The 12,448-nt window shown below is 62.3% G+C and carries 12 protein-coding genes; 10 read left to right on the forward strand and 2 right to left on the reverse strand.

Annotation, left to right across the window (positions count from 1 at the left end; genetic code table 11):
- Positions 1-40: 40 nt before the first annotated feature.
- The 5 genes from phnD (at position 41) to phnX (ending at position 4,571) form a co-directional block, all read left to right on the forward strand.
- Complete coding sequence (gene phnD, locus ACZZZU_RS20520) at positions 41-907, forward strand: phosphonate ABC transporter substrate-binding protein (protein ID WP_463551663.1); 867 nt, start codon at positions 41-43, stop codon at positions 905-907.
- Complete coding sequence (phnC, locus tag ACZZZU_RS20525) at positions 904-1,689, forward strand: phosphonate ABC transporter ATP-binding protein (protein ID WP_122492655.1); 786 nt, start codon at positions 904-906, stop codon at positions 1,687-1,689. Before phnD ends, phnC begins: the two co-directional genes overlap by 4 nt.
- Positions 1,690-1,717: 28 nt before the next feature.
- The gene (gene phnE, locus ACZZZU_RS20530; protein ID WP_122492654.1) at positions 1,718-2,536 is read left to right on the forward strand and encodes a phosphonate ABC transporter, permease protein PhnE; all 819 of its coding nucleotides are present in this window, start codon (positions 1,718-1,720) and stop codon (positions 2,534-2,536) included.
- Positions 2,537-2,616: 80 nt separating this feature from the next.
- On the forward strand, positions 2,617-3,711 hold the full coding sequence (gene psrA, locus ACZZZU_RS20535) for an iron-containing alcohol dehydrogenase PsrA (RefSeq protein WP_463551664.1): 1,095 nt from the start codon (positions 2,617-2,619) through the stop codon (positions 3,709-3,711).
- Between the two features lie 32 nt (positions 3,712-3,743).
- Entirely contained in the window at positions 3,744-4,571 is an 828-nt protein-coding gene (phnX, locus tag ACZZZU_RS20540) for a phosphonoacetaldehyde hydrolase (RefSeq protein ID WP_463551665.1), read from the forward strand.
- A 39-nt stretch (positions 4,572-4,610) separates the two neighbouring features.
- On the opposite strand, the gene ACZZZU_RS20545 is transcribed toward phnX, so the two are convergent.
- Positions 4,611-5,465, reverse strand: coding sequence for a sterol desaturase family protein (locus ACZZZU_RS20545; RefSeq protein WP_463551666.1), 855 nt, complete (start codon positions 5,463-5,465; stop codon positions 4,611-4,613).
- Between the two features lie 77 nt (positions 5,466-5,542).
- Here ACZZZU_RS20545 and ACZZZU_RS20550 point away from each other — a divergent pair, with 77 nt between their 5' ends.
- Complete coding sequence (locus ACZZZU_RS20550) at positions 5,543-6,499, forward strand: AraC family transcriptional regulator ligand-binding domain-containing protein (protein ID WP_463551667.1); 957 nt, start codon at positions 5,543-5,545, stop codon at positions 6,497-6,499.
- A gap of 4 nt (positions 6,500-6,503) precedes the next feature.
- On the opposite strand, the gene ACZZZU_RS20555 is transcribed toward ACZZZU_RS20550, so the two are convergent.
- Complete coding sequence (locus tag ACZZZU_RS20555) at positions 6,504-7,844, reverse strand: pyridoxal phosphate-dependent decarboxylase family protein (RefSeq protein WP_463551668.1); 1,341 nt, start codon at positions 7,842-7,844, stop codon at positions 6,504-6,506.
- 341 nt (positions 7,845-8,185) lie between these two features.
- On the opposite strand from ACZZZU_RS20555, the gene ACZZZU_RS20560 reads away from it, so the two are divergent.
- The 4 genes from ACZZZU_RS20560 (at position 8,186) to ACZZZU_RS20575 (ending at position 12,442) form a co-directional block, all read left to right on the forward strand.
- The gene (locus ACZZZU_RS20560; protein WP_463551669.1) at positions 8,186-8,914 is read left to right on the forward strand and encodes a TorF family putative porin; all 729 of its coding nucleotides are present in this window, start codon (positions 8,186-8,188) and stop codon (positions 8,912-8,914) included.
- A 19-nt stretch (positions 8,915-8,933) separates the two neighbouring features.
- Positions 8,934-10,799 (forward strand): CocE/NonD family hydrolase, encoded by a 1,866-nt coding sequence (locus ACZZZU_RS20565; RefSeq protein ID WP_463551670.1) that lies wholly within the window; start codon positions 8,934-8,936, stop codon positions 10,797-10,799.
- Between the two features lie 5 nt (positions 10,800-10,804).
- Positions 10,805-11,356 (forward strand): DUF3237 domain-containing protein, encoded by a 552-nt coding sequence (locus ACZZZU_RS20570; protein ID WP_463551671.1) that lies wholly within the window; start codon positions 10,805-10,807, stop codon positions 11,354-11,356.
- Between the two features lie 93 nt (positions 11,357-11,449).
- Positions 11,450-12,442, forward strand: a complete 993-nt coding sequence (locus ACZZZU_RS20575) for an alpha/beta fold hydrolase (protein WP_463551672.1) — start codon at positions 11,450-11,452, stop codon at positions 12,440-12,442.
- The last annotated feature ends 6 nt before the right edge of the window (positions 12,443-12,448 follow it).

A 12,448-nucleotide genomic window follows, 5' to 3' on the forward strand; every position in this document is an offset into this window, starting at 1 on the left:
AGCCTGTGCTCACTTCCCAACCACACGTGCTGGAAATGCCATGACTTCTATCGCTTCGCTGTTGCGTATTGCCGGGTTTGCGTTGCTGCCGTTGCTCGGTGCAAATGCCCAGGCGGCTGAAAAGCTGACCATCGGTTTGATTCCGTCCGAAGACTCCCAAGCCATGATCGAGAGCAGCAAACAGGTGCTCGAAGGGCTGGAGAAACAACTGGGCATGCCAGTCGAGCCGTTCGTGGCCACCGACTACAACGGCATTATCGAAGCCCTGCGCGCCGGCAAGCTGGACGTCGCTTACCTCGGCCCGTTCTCCTACGTGCTGGCGGCCTCGGTGGCCGACGTGGAAGCCTTCGCCGTAGCGGTCACCAAAAAGACCGGGCAGAGCGCCTACAAGAGTTTGATTCTGGCGCGCAAAGGCAGCGGCATTAACGACCTGGCTGACCTCAAAGGCCACACGTTTGCCTTCGTCGACCCAAGCTCGGCCTCGGGCCATTTGTTTCCCAAGGCCGGTTTGGAGAAAGCCGGTTATGACCCGGAAAAACTGTTCTCCCGCTTGATTTTCTCCGGCTCCCACGATGCCAGCATTCTCGCCGTGGCCAACAACAAGGTCGACGCCGCTGCCGTTGCTGACCGCATTCTTGCTGGCGCGGTAGCCAAGGGCATCGTCAAGAACGAAGACTTCCAGGTGGTCTGGACCTCGCAGCCCATTCCTGAATCGCCAATGGTCTGGCGCAAGGCGTTGGACCCACAGCTCAAGCAGAAAGTAGCGGCGGCACTGGCATCGATGAAAGACGTGCCATGGGGCGACCAGGGGCAACTGGACGGTTTCCAGAAAACCGACGACGCCGCCTACAACGTGGTGCGTGAGACCGCCAAGGTGCTGAACCTCGACCTCAAGGGCATGAAATGATCCGCGCCCGCCAATTGACCAAGCAGTACGGCAGCAATGCCGTGCTGCGTGGCATAGACCTGGAGATTCAGGCCGGCGAGTTCGTGGTGATTCTTGGCCAGTCGGGCGCCGGCAAATCGACCTTGCTGCGCTGCATGAATCGCCTGGTTCAGGCCGATGCCGGCGAGCTGAGCGTGGCCGGCATGGACGCCGTCACCTGTCGCGACACCCGCGCCTTGCGCCAGCAAGTAGCGATGATTTTCCAGCACCACAACGTGGTGCCGAGGTTGTCGGTGCTGAAAAACGTACTGACCGGACGCTTGGGCGCGGTATCGACCCTGGCCTCGGTGCTGCAGTTGTTTCGCCGCGAAGACATCGACCTGGCCATGCAGTGTTTGCAACGGGTCGAGTTGGCGCACAAAGCGCAGCAGCGCTGTGATGCGTTGTCGGGCGGGCAAATGCAGCGCGTCGGCATTGCCCGTGCCCTGGCTCAGCGACCGCAAGTGATTTTGGCCGACGAACCGGTGGCGAGCCTCGACCCGAAAACCGCGCGCTTGGTGCTGCAATACCTGCGCGACGCGACCCGTGAACTGGGCATTACCGTGGTGTGCAATCTGCACCAAGTGGATTACGCCCGCGAATTTGGCGACCGCATCGTCGGCCTGGCCCATGGCCGCATGGTGTACGACGGGTGTCCGCACGGCATGACCGACGCCGATCTGCACCGCATCTACCCAGGCCAAGAGCCCGAGCAACCGGCCGACGAGGCTGGTCAGGCGTTGCGTGTGCGCTATGCCAACTAACCGTATACCAACTGACCGGAGCGACGTCATGCAGGCGCGTAAATACCAGTGGACCGTCGATACGCCACAGAACGCGCGCGGCTGGTTAGTCACCGCCGCGATGGTGTTGGTCGCCGTGCTGGTGCTGAATTGGAGCGCCGAAGGCGCGCAATTGAGCGTGGCCGAACTGGCCGCCGGTTTGCCGCAAATCGGCGACTTTCTTGGCCGTACTTTTCCGCCGGACTTGAGCATTTTGCCGCGTCTTTGGGCACCCGCCCTGGAAACCCTGCAAATCGCCTTGTGGGGCACGCTGCTGGGCGTGGTGTTGGCGGTGCCGATCTCGTTTCTGGCCGCGCGCAACCTCAGCCGCAACCCGGTGCTGTATCACCTCACTCGCCAGTTTTTGAACATTACGCGCAGCATCAACGAGCTGATTCTGGCGTTGATTTTTGTCTCCGCAGTGGGCCTTGGGCCATTCCCCGGGGTGCTGGCGTTGGCGGTGCATGGCGTCGGTATGCTCGGCAAGTTTTTCGCCGAAAGCATCGAGGAAATCGACCAAGGCCCAATCGAGGCGTTGCAGGCCACGGGTGCGCGGCCGTTGCAGATCATCGTGTTCGGCGTACTTCCGCAAGTCGTCACCGCCTGGATCGCCGTGGTGCTGTATCGCTTCGAGGTGAATCTGCGTTCGGCCACGGTGCTGGGCATGGTCGGCGCCGGCGGTCTGGGCTTTGAGCTGGTCAGCAGCCTCAAGCTGTTCAAGTACCCGGAAACCGCCACCTGCATCATCGTCATCACCGTCATGGTGGTCGCCGCCGACACCCTGTCCAGCCGCTTGCGCAACGCCATCCAGCGCGGCGCCAGTCACTGATCGTTAGCCCTTTTTTCCGCCCGGCGCAGGTCGGGCAGGGCGGTGCTTTGCCGCCAACTTCATCACTTTCAGGAGTTTGTATGGTTTCGCGCTTCCATAACCCGGTCGACACCCGCTTTGGCTGGGGCAGTATCGAGCTGCTCGCCGGCCTTACCGAAGGGCAGACCGTGGCCTTGGTGATTTTTCCCGAGGCTCGCCAGCTGGGCGTATTGGCCCGTATTCAGGCGCTGCTGGGCGAGCGCCTGGTGTATGTGGTGGAAGACGTGCAGCCCAATCCGGACGTGGCGCAACTGCGTCAGGTGTACGAGCGCTTCTGGCAACAAGCGGGTCACTGCGAAACGGTGATTGCCGTGGGCGGTGGCAGCGCCATCGACACCGCCAAGGCGCTGATCGTCGGCACCGAGCAAGGGCGCTTTGATGAATTGCTGGCGCTGTTGGCCAGTGGTCAACCGTTCGAGCCGGCGCGTAGCAAGCGCCTAATTGCTGTGCCGACCACCGCAGGCACCGGCAGCGAAGTCACGCCATGGGCGACGATCTGGGACGCCGCCGAACAGAAGAAATATTCGCTGCACCTGCCGTGCACCTGGCCCAGCGTGGCGCTGATCGACCCGCAGTTGATGGTCAGCGTGCCGGCCAGCGTGACGGTTTCCACGGGCCTGGATGCCTTGTCCCATGCGCTGGAAGCCATCTGGAATCGCAACGCCAATCCGCTTTCCGACACCTTCGCCATCGCCGCCATTGAAGACATTCTCGAGTGCTTGCCGGCGCTGCAAAACGACCTAGGCAATCGCGAGTTGCGCTCGCGCATGGCGCTGGCGGCATTGAAAGCCGGCATGGCGTTTTCCAACACCAAGACCGCGCTGGCCCATTCCATTTCCTACGAAATGACCCTGCAACACGGGTTGCCACACGGCATCGCCTGCTCGTTCACCTTGCCGCTGGTGCTGGGCCTGGCCTGGGGCCAGGACGCCGAGCGCGACCGCACCTTGCAACGCATTTTTGGCCCTGACCTGCCCAGCGCCCAGGCGCGCTTGCGGGGCTTTTTACACAGCCTGTCGGTGAAAACCGATTTTGCCGATTACGGCGTCAGCGACGAACAAGCCAAAACCCTGCTGGAGGCCGCCAGCAAAGGCGCCCGTGGGCAGAACTTCATCGGCTCGGCTGCGCTGAGCTGAGCCTTATTTCACCCGACACCGGAGATCTACCCATGCACTACCAATCGCCTCGCCAACTCGCCGCCGTGGTTCTCGACTGGGCCGGCACCGTGGTCGACTTCGGCTCGTTCGCGCCGACGCAAATCTTTGTTGAGGCCTTCGCTGAATTCGGCGTGCAGGTATCGCTGGAGGAAGCGCGCGGCCCAATGGGCATGGGCAAGTGGGACCACATCCGCACCCTGTGCGACCAACCGGCCATTGCTGAGCGCTTCGTCCGCGCGGTGGGTAAACGCCCCACGGACGACGACGTTACCGCTATCTACGAGCGTTTCATGCCGCTGCAAATCGAGAAAATCGGCCTGCACTCAGCCTTGATTCCTGGCGCTCTGGAAACCGTCGCCCAGCTGCGCGAAGCGGGCCTGGCCATTGGCTCGTGCTCGGGCTACCCGGCCGTGGTGATGGAAAAAGTGGTGGAGCTGGCGCGCCAGAATGGCTTTGTGCCCGACCACGTGGTGGCCACCGATGAAGTGCCTAACGGCCGCCCGCACCCGGCGCAGGCGCTGGCCAACGTCATCGCTCTGGGCATCAATGATGTCGCCGCGTGCGTGAAAGTGGACGACACCTGGCCGGGCATTCTCGAAGGCCGCAGCGCCGGTATGTGGACCGTGGCGCTTAGTTGTTCCGGCAATGCCCTGGGCCTGACGTATGCGCAGTACCAAGCCTTGCCTGCCGCCGAGTTGGACGCCCAGCGCCAGCGCATCGGTGAGCTGTTCGCGCCGAGCCGTCCGCATTACATCATCGACACCATCGCTGAGCTGCCGGAGGTGGTGGCGGATATCAACCGTCGCTTGGCCAACGGTGAAATGCCGCAGAGCAGCTAAGCCGTCCGCCGCTCACGGCAAACGGCTGGCGACCGCGGCTTACTGAGCCAAGGTTTTGTCAGGCGTTTGCTGAGGGCTGGCCTGGGGTTTGCGCACCACCGGCCAGAACAGTTCTTCCTGCCAGGACACCGGATTGAGGTCTTCGATGCCGTAGGCCTGTGGACGGCGGCGGGTGATCTTGGCGGTGCCGAACAGCACGTCCCACAGGAACAGCAAGTTGCCAAAGTTGCCCTTGTAGTGGGTCACGCCGTCAGTGGCGTTCAGGCCGTGGTGGGCCGAGTGGGTGGAGGGCGTGGAAATGGTGCGCTCTACCAGCCACATCAGCGGGCGCAGCGCTTTTATCTCGTAGAGCTTGGCATCCCAGAGCACGCTGCTGTGGGCGCCGAAAATCACCAGCATCTTGAGCACCAGGTACGGGTAATACACCGGCGCCAGGCCCATGTAGATGAGCATTCCCGACAACCACAAACCCGGCATCAGCAGGTAATAGAAACTGTTGTTGCGGTACACGATGCGAATGCTCATGTACGGCGCCGAATGGTGGGCGCGGTGCAACGCATACAGAAATGGCACCCGGTGAGTGAGGCGATGCCACCAGTATTGGGTCATGTCATCGAACAGCAGAAACAAGCCGAAGCCGGCCCACCAGGGCAGGTTGGCCAGGCTGTCTTTTAACTGCGGCGCGGTGTGGGTCAGCAGAGTGGCGCTTAAGAACATCACCAGCGGAAAGGTGACGCCCAGCAGCAAGCTCGAACCGATCCACTCGATCAGCACATCACGGCGGCTGCCGGCGGGTTGGCGAAAACAGGCGAAGGCCAGCTCCAGGGCGATAAACATAAAGAAGATGGCGGCGACGACGGCGATAGGGTTATTGGCGGTCATTGTTATATCCATGGCAATCTTTCGTCTGGCCCGGAACGGGCAGTGCCACCCTATGAGAAACCATGACCTCACCTGACAACAGGCGCGAAATGGACAGAAAACTGACCGAACTGGCCAATGCGCCGCACGCCCCAGGCCAACGCTTTCACCGTGGCCCGTTAGGCGGCGTGCTCGAGCGGTTTCTCAACAGCAAGCGCCCCGCCAAAGCCGACTACAGCGCCCTGGCACTGGAACAGTTGTGGGACGAAGCCGCGCACCATGACCCGGCTGTTGGCTTGCACTTGTTTGGCCTGTTCAGTTCGCAAGACCGCCATGTGATTGCCTTGATGGCGCAGTACGCCGACACCGTTTCGCAGGCCACCCACAACTGGGTGCGCTATGCCGGCTTGGCTTCGGACATGGATCGCCTGACGCGCGTGGAAGACGCCAATGGCATTGGTGTGCAGGTGACCATCGACGCGCCGGCGAACCTGGCGCGTTATCTGGTGGAACACTATTTCGTCATGGCCCTGACAGTGTGCAGCGAAGGCGCGGGGCAACGCGTGCTGCCGACGCGGGTGCAATTGGCGCACCCGCGCCCGGCCTATCACGCTGAATATGCGGCCTGGTTTGGCGAGCACGTCAGCTTCGGTTGCGGCCATAACCGCCTTTACTTCAGCGCGGCCAGCCTGGCGCTACCGATGCGCCACCGCCATCCCGGCATGCTCGCCGTGTTGTGTGCGGAGCTGGATCGCTGCCTGGCGCGCCAGCAACAGCTCAGCGGTTGGGCGGGGAAGGTGGCGCAGAGCATTCGTCACAGTTTTGCCCGTGGCCAAACGCCCAGTCTTGATAGCCAGGCCGAGCTGCTGCATCAAAGCCCGCGCACGTTACGCAGACGCCTGGACGACGAAGGCATGACCTTCCGCCAGTTGCTGGACCTGGTGCGCGCCGACCTTGAGCAAACCCTCGAGTTGCAAGGCGAAAGCCGCGCCGACATTGCCGCGCAACTCGGCTACAGCGACCTCAGCGCCTACCTACACGCGCGCAAGCGCTGGCGCAGCGAATAGCCGATCAGGCGTTGAGGCGCGCCACCACATCGATCAGCGCCTCGATATCGCCATCGCCGGTACGCCACGACGACACACTGATGCGCAACGCCGGGCGGCCTTGCCACACGGTACCGCCGAACCACGCTTGCCCTGACGCTTGCACCGCCTCACGTGTGGCGATGGTTTGCGCATCGCTGTCGGCACGAAACAGCACCTGATTGAGCACCACGCGGTTAAGCACCTCGAAGCCTGCCGCGCGCAAGCCCTCGGCGACCCGCTGGGCCTGACGGCAATGGCGTTCCACTTGCTGCGCCACGCCCTGTTTGCCCAGGCTGCGCAATGCGGCCCACACCGGAATGCCACGCGCTCGCCGGGAAAATTCCAGGGTGAGGTTTTTCTGCGCGTCGGCGCTGGCGCTGGAGTAGGCAGCGTCGCTGTTCATGGCGCTGGCGAGCGCGTCGGCATCTCGGCAGATGGCCATGGCGCAGTCGTAGGGCGTGTTCAGCCATTTGTGCGCATCGGTGGTCCAGCTGTCCGCCTGTTCGATGCCAGCCGTGAGCGGCGCCAAGGCCGATGCGCGCGCCCACAGGCCGAAGGCGCCGTCGACATGCACCCAGGCGCCGGCTGCATGTGCCTTGGGAATCAGTTGGGCGAAGGGGTCGAACTCGCCGGTGTTCACCTCGCCGGCTTGCAGGCAAACAATGGTGTGCGCATCCAGAGCCGGTAGGCGCTCCGGGTCGACCTGGCCGAGGGCGTTAACCGGCGCATAGATGATCTTCGCGCTGCCAAAGCCCAGCACGCGCAGGGCTTTTTTCACGGTGATATGCGCAAGCTCAGACGCCACCACTTTGATTTCCGGCGCGCCGATCAACCCGTCGCGGTCGAAGTCCCAGCCGTGGCGCGCCAACAGCGAACGACGTGCAGCGGCCAGGCAACTGAGCGTGCAGGCGGTGGCGCTGGTGCCGAAACCCACGGCGCTGTCACGCGGCAGATCCAGCGCCTCCAGCACCCAGCGCGCGGCCGTGGCTTCCACCGTGGCGGCCACGGGGGCGTTGTCGAAGGTCGAGGCGCATTGGTCCCAGGCCAGCATCAGGCGCTCGGCGGCCGCCGCCACCGACAACGACGCACCGATCACGAAACCGAAATAGCGCGGCCCGTTGGACACCACGGTCGCTGCCGAACCGCGTTCATCCAGTAACTGCAGTGTTTGTTCGGCGGGCAGCCCGAGCGCGGGCAGTGGCTCGTCAAAGGCAGCCAGCCCGGCCAGCGCTTCGGCATCCGGGTACACCCGGCGCGTGGCCAGGCTGGCGGTGTAATTCAGGCCGCGCGCATCGGCGTCGGCGAGTAGTTCGACTTCGTTCATACGTCTTCCAGGCGTTGGTGCGCGGCAGTGGCGCGGTGCAGAAAGTATTCACTGACGCCGCTGCGAAGCAGCCGTACAGCCGCCTATTTCCTAAGCGCAGCAGTGGCCGCGCGATTTTCACTGTGTGCAGCACAGTTGGCTGAAAATATAGTTATGAGTGATAACTGGTTGCACCGTTGCGGTGCGGTGCGGTTTTCGCAAAGTGGATAGATAAATCGTGGTTCTTGGCTCAAAAATGACATCGACGGTTACCTGGATTGTTAGTAACCAGATAACAGTAATAACCAATGAATCTCCTGCACTTCTGCCATTCAACAATCATAAAAATGGAGCGGAACCGCATGACCCGAACACCACTGTGCCTCGCCGCCGGCCTGCTTTGTTGCCTCGCGCTGCCGGCACACGCCGTTGAACTCAATGACGATTTCTCTCTGAGCCTGACGCTGACCGCGCTTAGCGACTACCGCACCGGCGGCATCTCGCAAACCGCCGGCGACCCGGCGTTGTGGACGGATGTCACCCTGACCCACAGCAGCGGCGCGTACGCCGGCGTGTTCAGTTCCAACGTCGACTTCGGCACCGACACCCGACGCGAGTACGACTATTACGTCGGCTTCGCCCACGACTTCAGCGAGCAGTTGAACGTCAACCTGATGTATGTCGAGTACGACTACCCCAAGGACAGCGAATTTAACTACGGCGAGTGGATCGGCACGTTCGGCGCCTATGGCGCGACCTTCGGCATCAAGTACACCAACGAGGTGAAACCGTTCGACGATGACCGCAGCGTGATGTGGCTCGGTTACACGGTCGACCTGCCGTACGAAGCCGCGCTGGATCTGCGCTACGGCTACAGCGATGCCAAAGACGAGGTGTGGATTTCCAGCGACGGTTCCACACGCCATAGCTACTACGACTGGGAAGTGGGGCTGAGCAAAACGTTGTTCGGTTTTGACTGGCGTGTGGCGTACATCGACACCGATTTGTCGCAGGCCGAATGCGCCTCGGTAAACGGCTTCGACGATGTGTGCTCGGCCACGGTGGTCGCCCAGGTGGCGAAACGTTTCTGACCTTCTCAGGTATTAATCGATGAACCCAAAACACTTCATGCTCGCCGCCTGTGCGTTGCTATTTTCCCTCGGCGCCCACGCAGCCCAAGATGTGCCAGGCCAGGATGTCAGCAGCGCCCCGACGCGCACCTGGCAACCGTTCTGGGGCAAACGCCTCACCGGTTACCTGGCCGCACCAGACGGCACCGAGTTGCGCTATTCGGTGTTGCTGCCCAAGGGCGAGGGCACGTTTCCGGTGCTGGTGCGCTACAGCGGATACGACAGCGGCAGCATCGGCGGCTCGGCCTATCTGGCTGACGACGAAACCTTCTCCGTCGACCTCGACAAACAACTGCTTGAACAGGGCTACGCCATCATGGGCGTGCAAGCGCGGGGCACCGGCTGCTCGCAAGGCACCTTCGATTTTCTCGGCCCGGATTACGGCAAAGACGGTCGCGCAGCGGTCGAGTTTGCTGCCAGCCAAGGCTGGTCCAATGGCAATGTCGGCATGTTTGGTTGGTCGTGGGCGGGCATGTCGCAATTGATGACCGCCTCCGAGCGTCCGGCCGGCCTCAAAGCCATCGCCCCCGGCATGGCCATGGGCGATGCGCGCAGCGACAGTTGGGCGCCCGGCGGCGTGCCGGCCCCGGAATTCGTGACCGGCTGGCATTGGTATTTGAGCCAGCGCTGGGCGGCCGTCAAAGCCAGCGCGCTAAGCGAGCAAGACCAACGCTGCCTCAAGCAAGTGGCGCAAAACGAAGTGGAGGTGAAAAAGCACGCGCTGACTTACCAGATCATCCGCCATCCGCAGCGTGACGCCTGGACTGCGCAACGCAGCATTCGTGATCGCACCCAGCGCATTCAGGTGCCGGTGCTGTCCATGCAGGCCTGGCAAGACGAAGCCGTGATGGCGCGTGAAGGCTATTACCAGGAAACGCTTGATCCCGAGCAACTGTGGCTGGTGCAAACCAACGGCCCGCACGACTTGTATGAGTCCACCCATTTCCGCAAAAAGCTGCAGGCGTTTTTCGATCACTTTGTGAAGGGGCTGGATAACGGCTTCGACAAACTGCCGCACGTGGAGATATGGCAAGAAACCACGAGTACCGGCTCCGTCAATGACCTGCATGGCCTCAACGAGCCGGCCAAGCCTGGCTGGACCATCACCCGCGAGCGTTTCCCGGTGGCCGTCAAACCGCTGAGCTTCGCCCTGGGCGCCAACCGCACGCTCGTCGAAGGCGGCAAAGCCAGCGGCGAGCCCGATGAATACAACTACCCAGTCGCCGGCCCGGACGTGAACACCTACGAGGTCGATAACGCCTGGGGCGAACTCAAGCACGGCTGGAAAGAAGGCAGCCTGGCCTACACCAGCGCACCGCTGAGCCGCGACCTGGTGACCTACGGCCCAGGCAGTGCCGACCTGTGGCTGGCCACGCCATTGGGCCCTGACATGGACGTGCAAGTGACGCTCACGCAACTGTTGCCCGACGGCCAGGAAGTGTATGTGCAGCGCGGCTGGCTGCGCTTGTCGGCTCGCGCGCTGGACCCACAAAAATCCACCGCCGTGCGCCCATGGTTGCTCGACACGCCGGACAGCCTGATGCCGCTGGAGCCCGATGAGCCGGTGCTGGGCCGGGTGGAGTTGCGCCCGTTTTCCCACACCTTCCGCGCCGGTTCGCGGTTGCGCATCTGGATCGACGCACCCGGCCGTACCGGCGGCTATGGCTTCGACACCTACGCCCTGGCCGCGCGCAGCAAATTGCTGCACGACGCCGAGCACCCGTCGCAGCTGGTGCTGGGCGAGTTGCAAGGCGTGAAGGTGCCGGTGCCGCAACCGGCCTGCAACAGCCTGCTCAAACAGCCATGCCGTCCCGACCCGCTCCAGTCACCCATCGCTGAGGATTAACCACCATGAACAGTTTTCGCACCGTATTGCTCGCCGCGTCACTGCTGGGCTTAGCCAGCGTTCAGGCCGATGAGCTGAAAGAGCCGGAAGCCAACCGCGTGACCAACGAGTTGGTGATGCAAATTCACGTCAAGCTCGGCCCCGAGGAAGACATGGGCAAAGACGCAGACGGCCATCGCATCAACTACCCCATTGTCGGCGGCACGTTTGTCGGCAAAGGCATGAAGGGCATCGTGGTGCCGGGCGGCGCCGACCTGTCGGTAGAGCGCGCCGATGGCGTGACGCTGATCGAAGCGCTGTACCGCCTGAAAACCGATGACGGGCAGATCATCATCATTCACAACCCGGGCATCTGGCGGCCCAACGCCGACGGTTTGGCCAAGCAGGCCAAGGGCCAGGAATTGCTCGAAAACGATTACTACTGCCGCACCACCCCGAGCTTCAAAACCCAGCCCGGCGCCTATTCGTGGCTGAGCGATTATGTGTTTGTCGGCACCATCGATGACGTCAGCGAGGATGAGGTATTGATCGGCGTGTACCGCGTCGACGGCGCCTAATGGTTAATAACATCCTGTATAGATTGGAGTCCTGTAAGGGCTGTGCCAGAGCGGTCGGCGGCGGCTAGGCTTTGAGCTTTTGGAGGATTATTCATGTTCAAACGCTCATGCCTGGCGCTGCTGTTCGCCGCGCCACTGCTGGCCAGCGCCGCCCCCGAATATGGCCAGCAACTGGAGGGTTTCGACTACCCGTATCCGGTTCAGCGCTTCACCTTCGAGTCGCAACACCAGGCGTTGGATATGGGCTACATGGACGTCGCGCCCACCGGCAAAGCCAACGGCCGTACCGCCGTGTTAATGCACGGCAAGAACTTTTGCGGCGCCACCTGGCAAGACAGCATCAAGGCGCTGAGCGCGGCGGGATACCGCGTGGTGGTGCCGGATCAGGTCGGCTTCTGCACCTCGACCAAACCTGAAAATTACCAGTACAGCTTTCATCAGTTGGCGGCTAATACCCATGCCTTGCTGAGCAAGCTTGGCGTGAGCAAGGCCAGCATCATCGGCCACTCCACCGGCGGCATGTTGGCCACGCGCTATGCGCTGTTGTATCCGCAGCAGACCGACAAATTGGTCATGGTTAACCCCATCGGCCTGGAAGATTGGAAAGCCCTGGGCGTGCCATGGCGCAGTGTTGATCAATGGTACGAACGCGAGCTGAAGGTCACGGCCGAAGGCATTCGCAAGTACGAGCAGAACACCTATTACGCCGGACGCTGGAAACCCGAGTACGACCGTTGGGTCGACATGCTCGCCGGCCTTAGCAACGGCCCGGGCAAACAGCGCGTGGCGTGGAACTCGGCGCTAATCTACGACATGATTTTTACCCAACCGGTGTTCTACGAGTTCCCCAACCTCAAGGTGCCGACCGTGCTGATGATTGGCGATGCCGACACCACCGCCATCGGCAGCGACATCGCCAGCCCCGAGCTGAAAGCCAAGCTGGGCCGCTACAGCGTGCTGGGCAAGCAGGTCACCGCCATGATTCCGGGCGCGAAGCTGGTGGAATTTCCGGGCCAGGGCCACGCGCCGCAGATGGAGGATCCGGTGGGGTTCAATCAGAAACTGGTCGAGCAGCTGAAGCTGTAAAAACCG

It is taken from the genome of Pseudomonas sp. AC136 (assembly GCF_979258585.1).

Coding starts and splice junctions, on each gene's coding strand:
- phnD (WP_463551663.1), top strand. CDS start 41: ATGACTTCTATCGCTTCGCTGTTGCGTATTGCCGGGTTTGCGTTGCTG.
- phnC (WP_122492655.1), top strand. CDS start 904: ATGATCCGCGCCCGCCAATTGACCAAGCAGTACGGCAGCAATGCCGTG.
- phnE (WP_122492654.1), top strand. CDS start 1,718: ATGCAGGCGCGTAAATACCAGTGGACCGTCGATACGCCACAGAACGCG.
- psrA (WP_463551664.1), top strand. CDS start 2,617: ATGGTTTCGCGCTTCCATAACCCGGTCGACACCCGCTTTGGCTGGGGC.
- phnX (WP_463551665.1), top strand. CDS start 3,744: ATGCACTACCAATCGCCTCGCCAACTCGCCGCCGTGGTTCTCGACTGG.
- ACZZZU_RS20545 (WP_463551666.1), bottom strand. CDS start 5,465: ATGGATATAACAATGACCGCCAATAACCCTATCGCCGTCGTCGCCGCC.
- ACZZZU_RS20550 (WP_463551667.1), top strand. CDS start 5,543: ATGGACAGAAAACTGACCGAACTGGCCAATGCGCCGCACGCCCCAGGC.
- ACZZZU_RS20555 (WP_463551668.1), bottom strand. CDS start 7,844: ATGAACGAAGTCGAACTACTCGCCGACGCCGATGCGCGCGGCCTGAAT.
- ACZZZU_RS20560 (WP_463551669.1), top strand. CDS start 8,186: ATGACCCGAACACCACTGTGCCTCGCCGCCGGCCTGCTTTGTTGCCTC.
- ACZZZU_RS20565 (WP_463551670.1), top strand. CDS start 8,934: ATGAACCCAAAACACTTCATGCTCGCCGCCTGTGCGTTGCTATTTTCC.
- ACZZZU_RS20570 (WP_463551671.1), top strand. CDS start 10,805: ATGAACAGTTTTCGCACCGTATTGCTCGCCGCGTCACTGCTGGGCTTA.
- ACZZZU_RS20575 (WP_463551672.1), top strand. CDS start 11,450: ATGTTCAAACGCTCATGCCTGGCGCTGCTGTTCGCCGCGCCACTGCTG.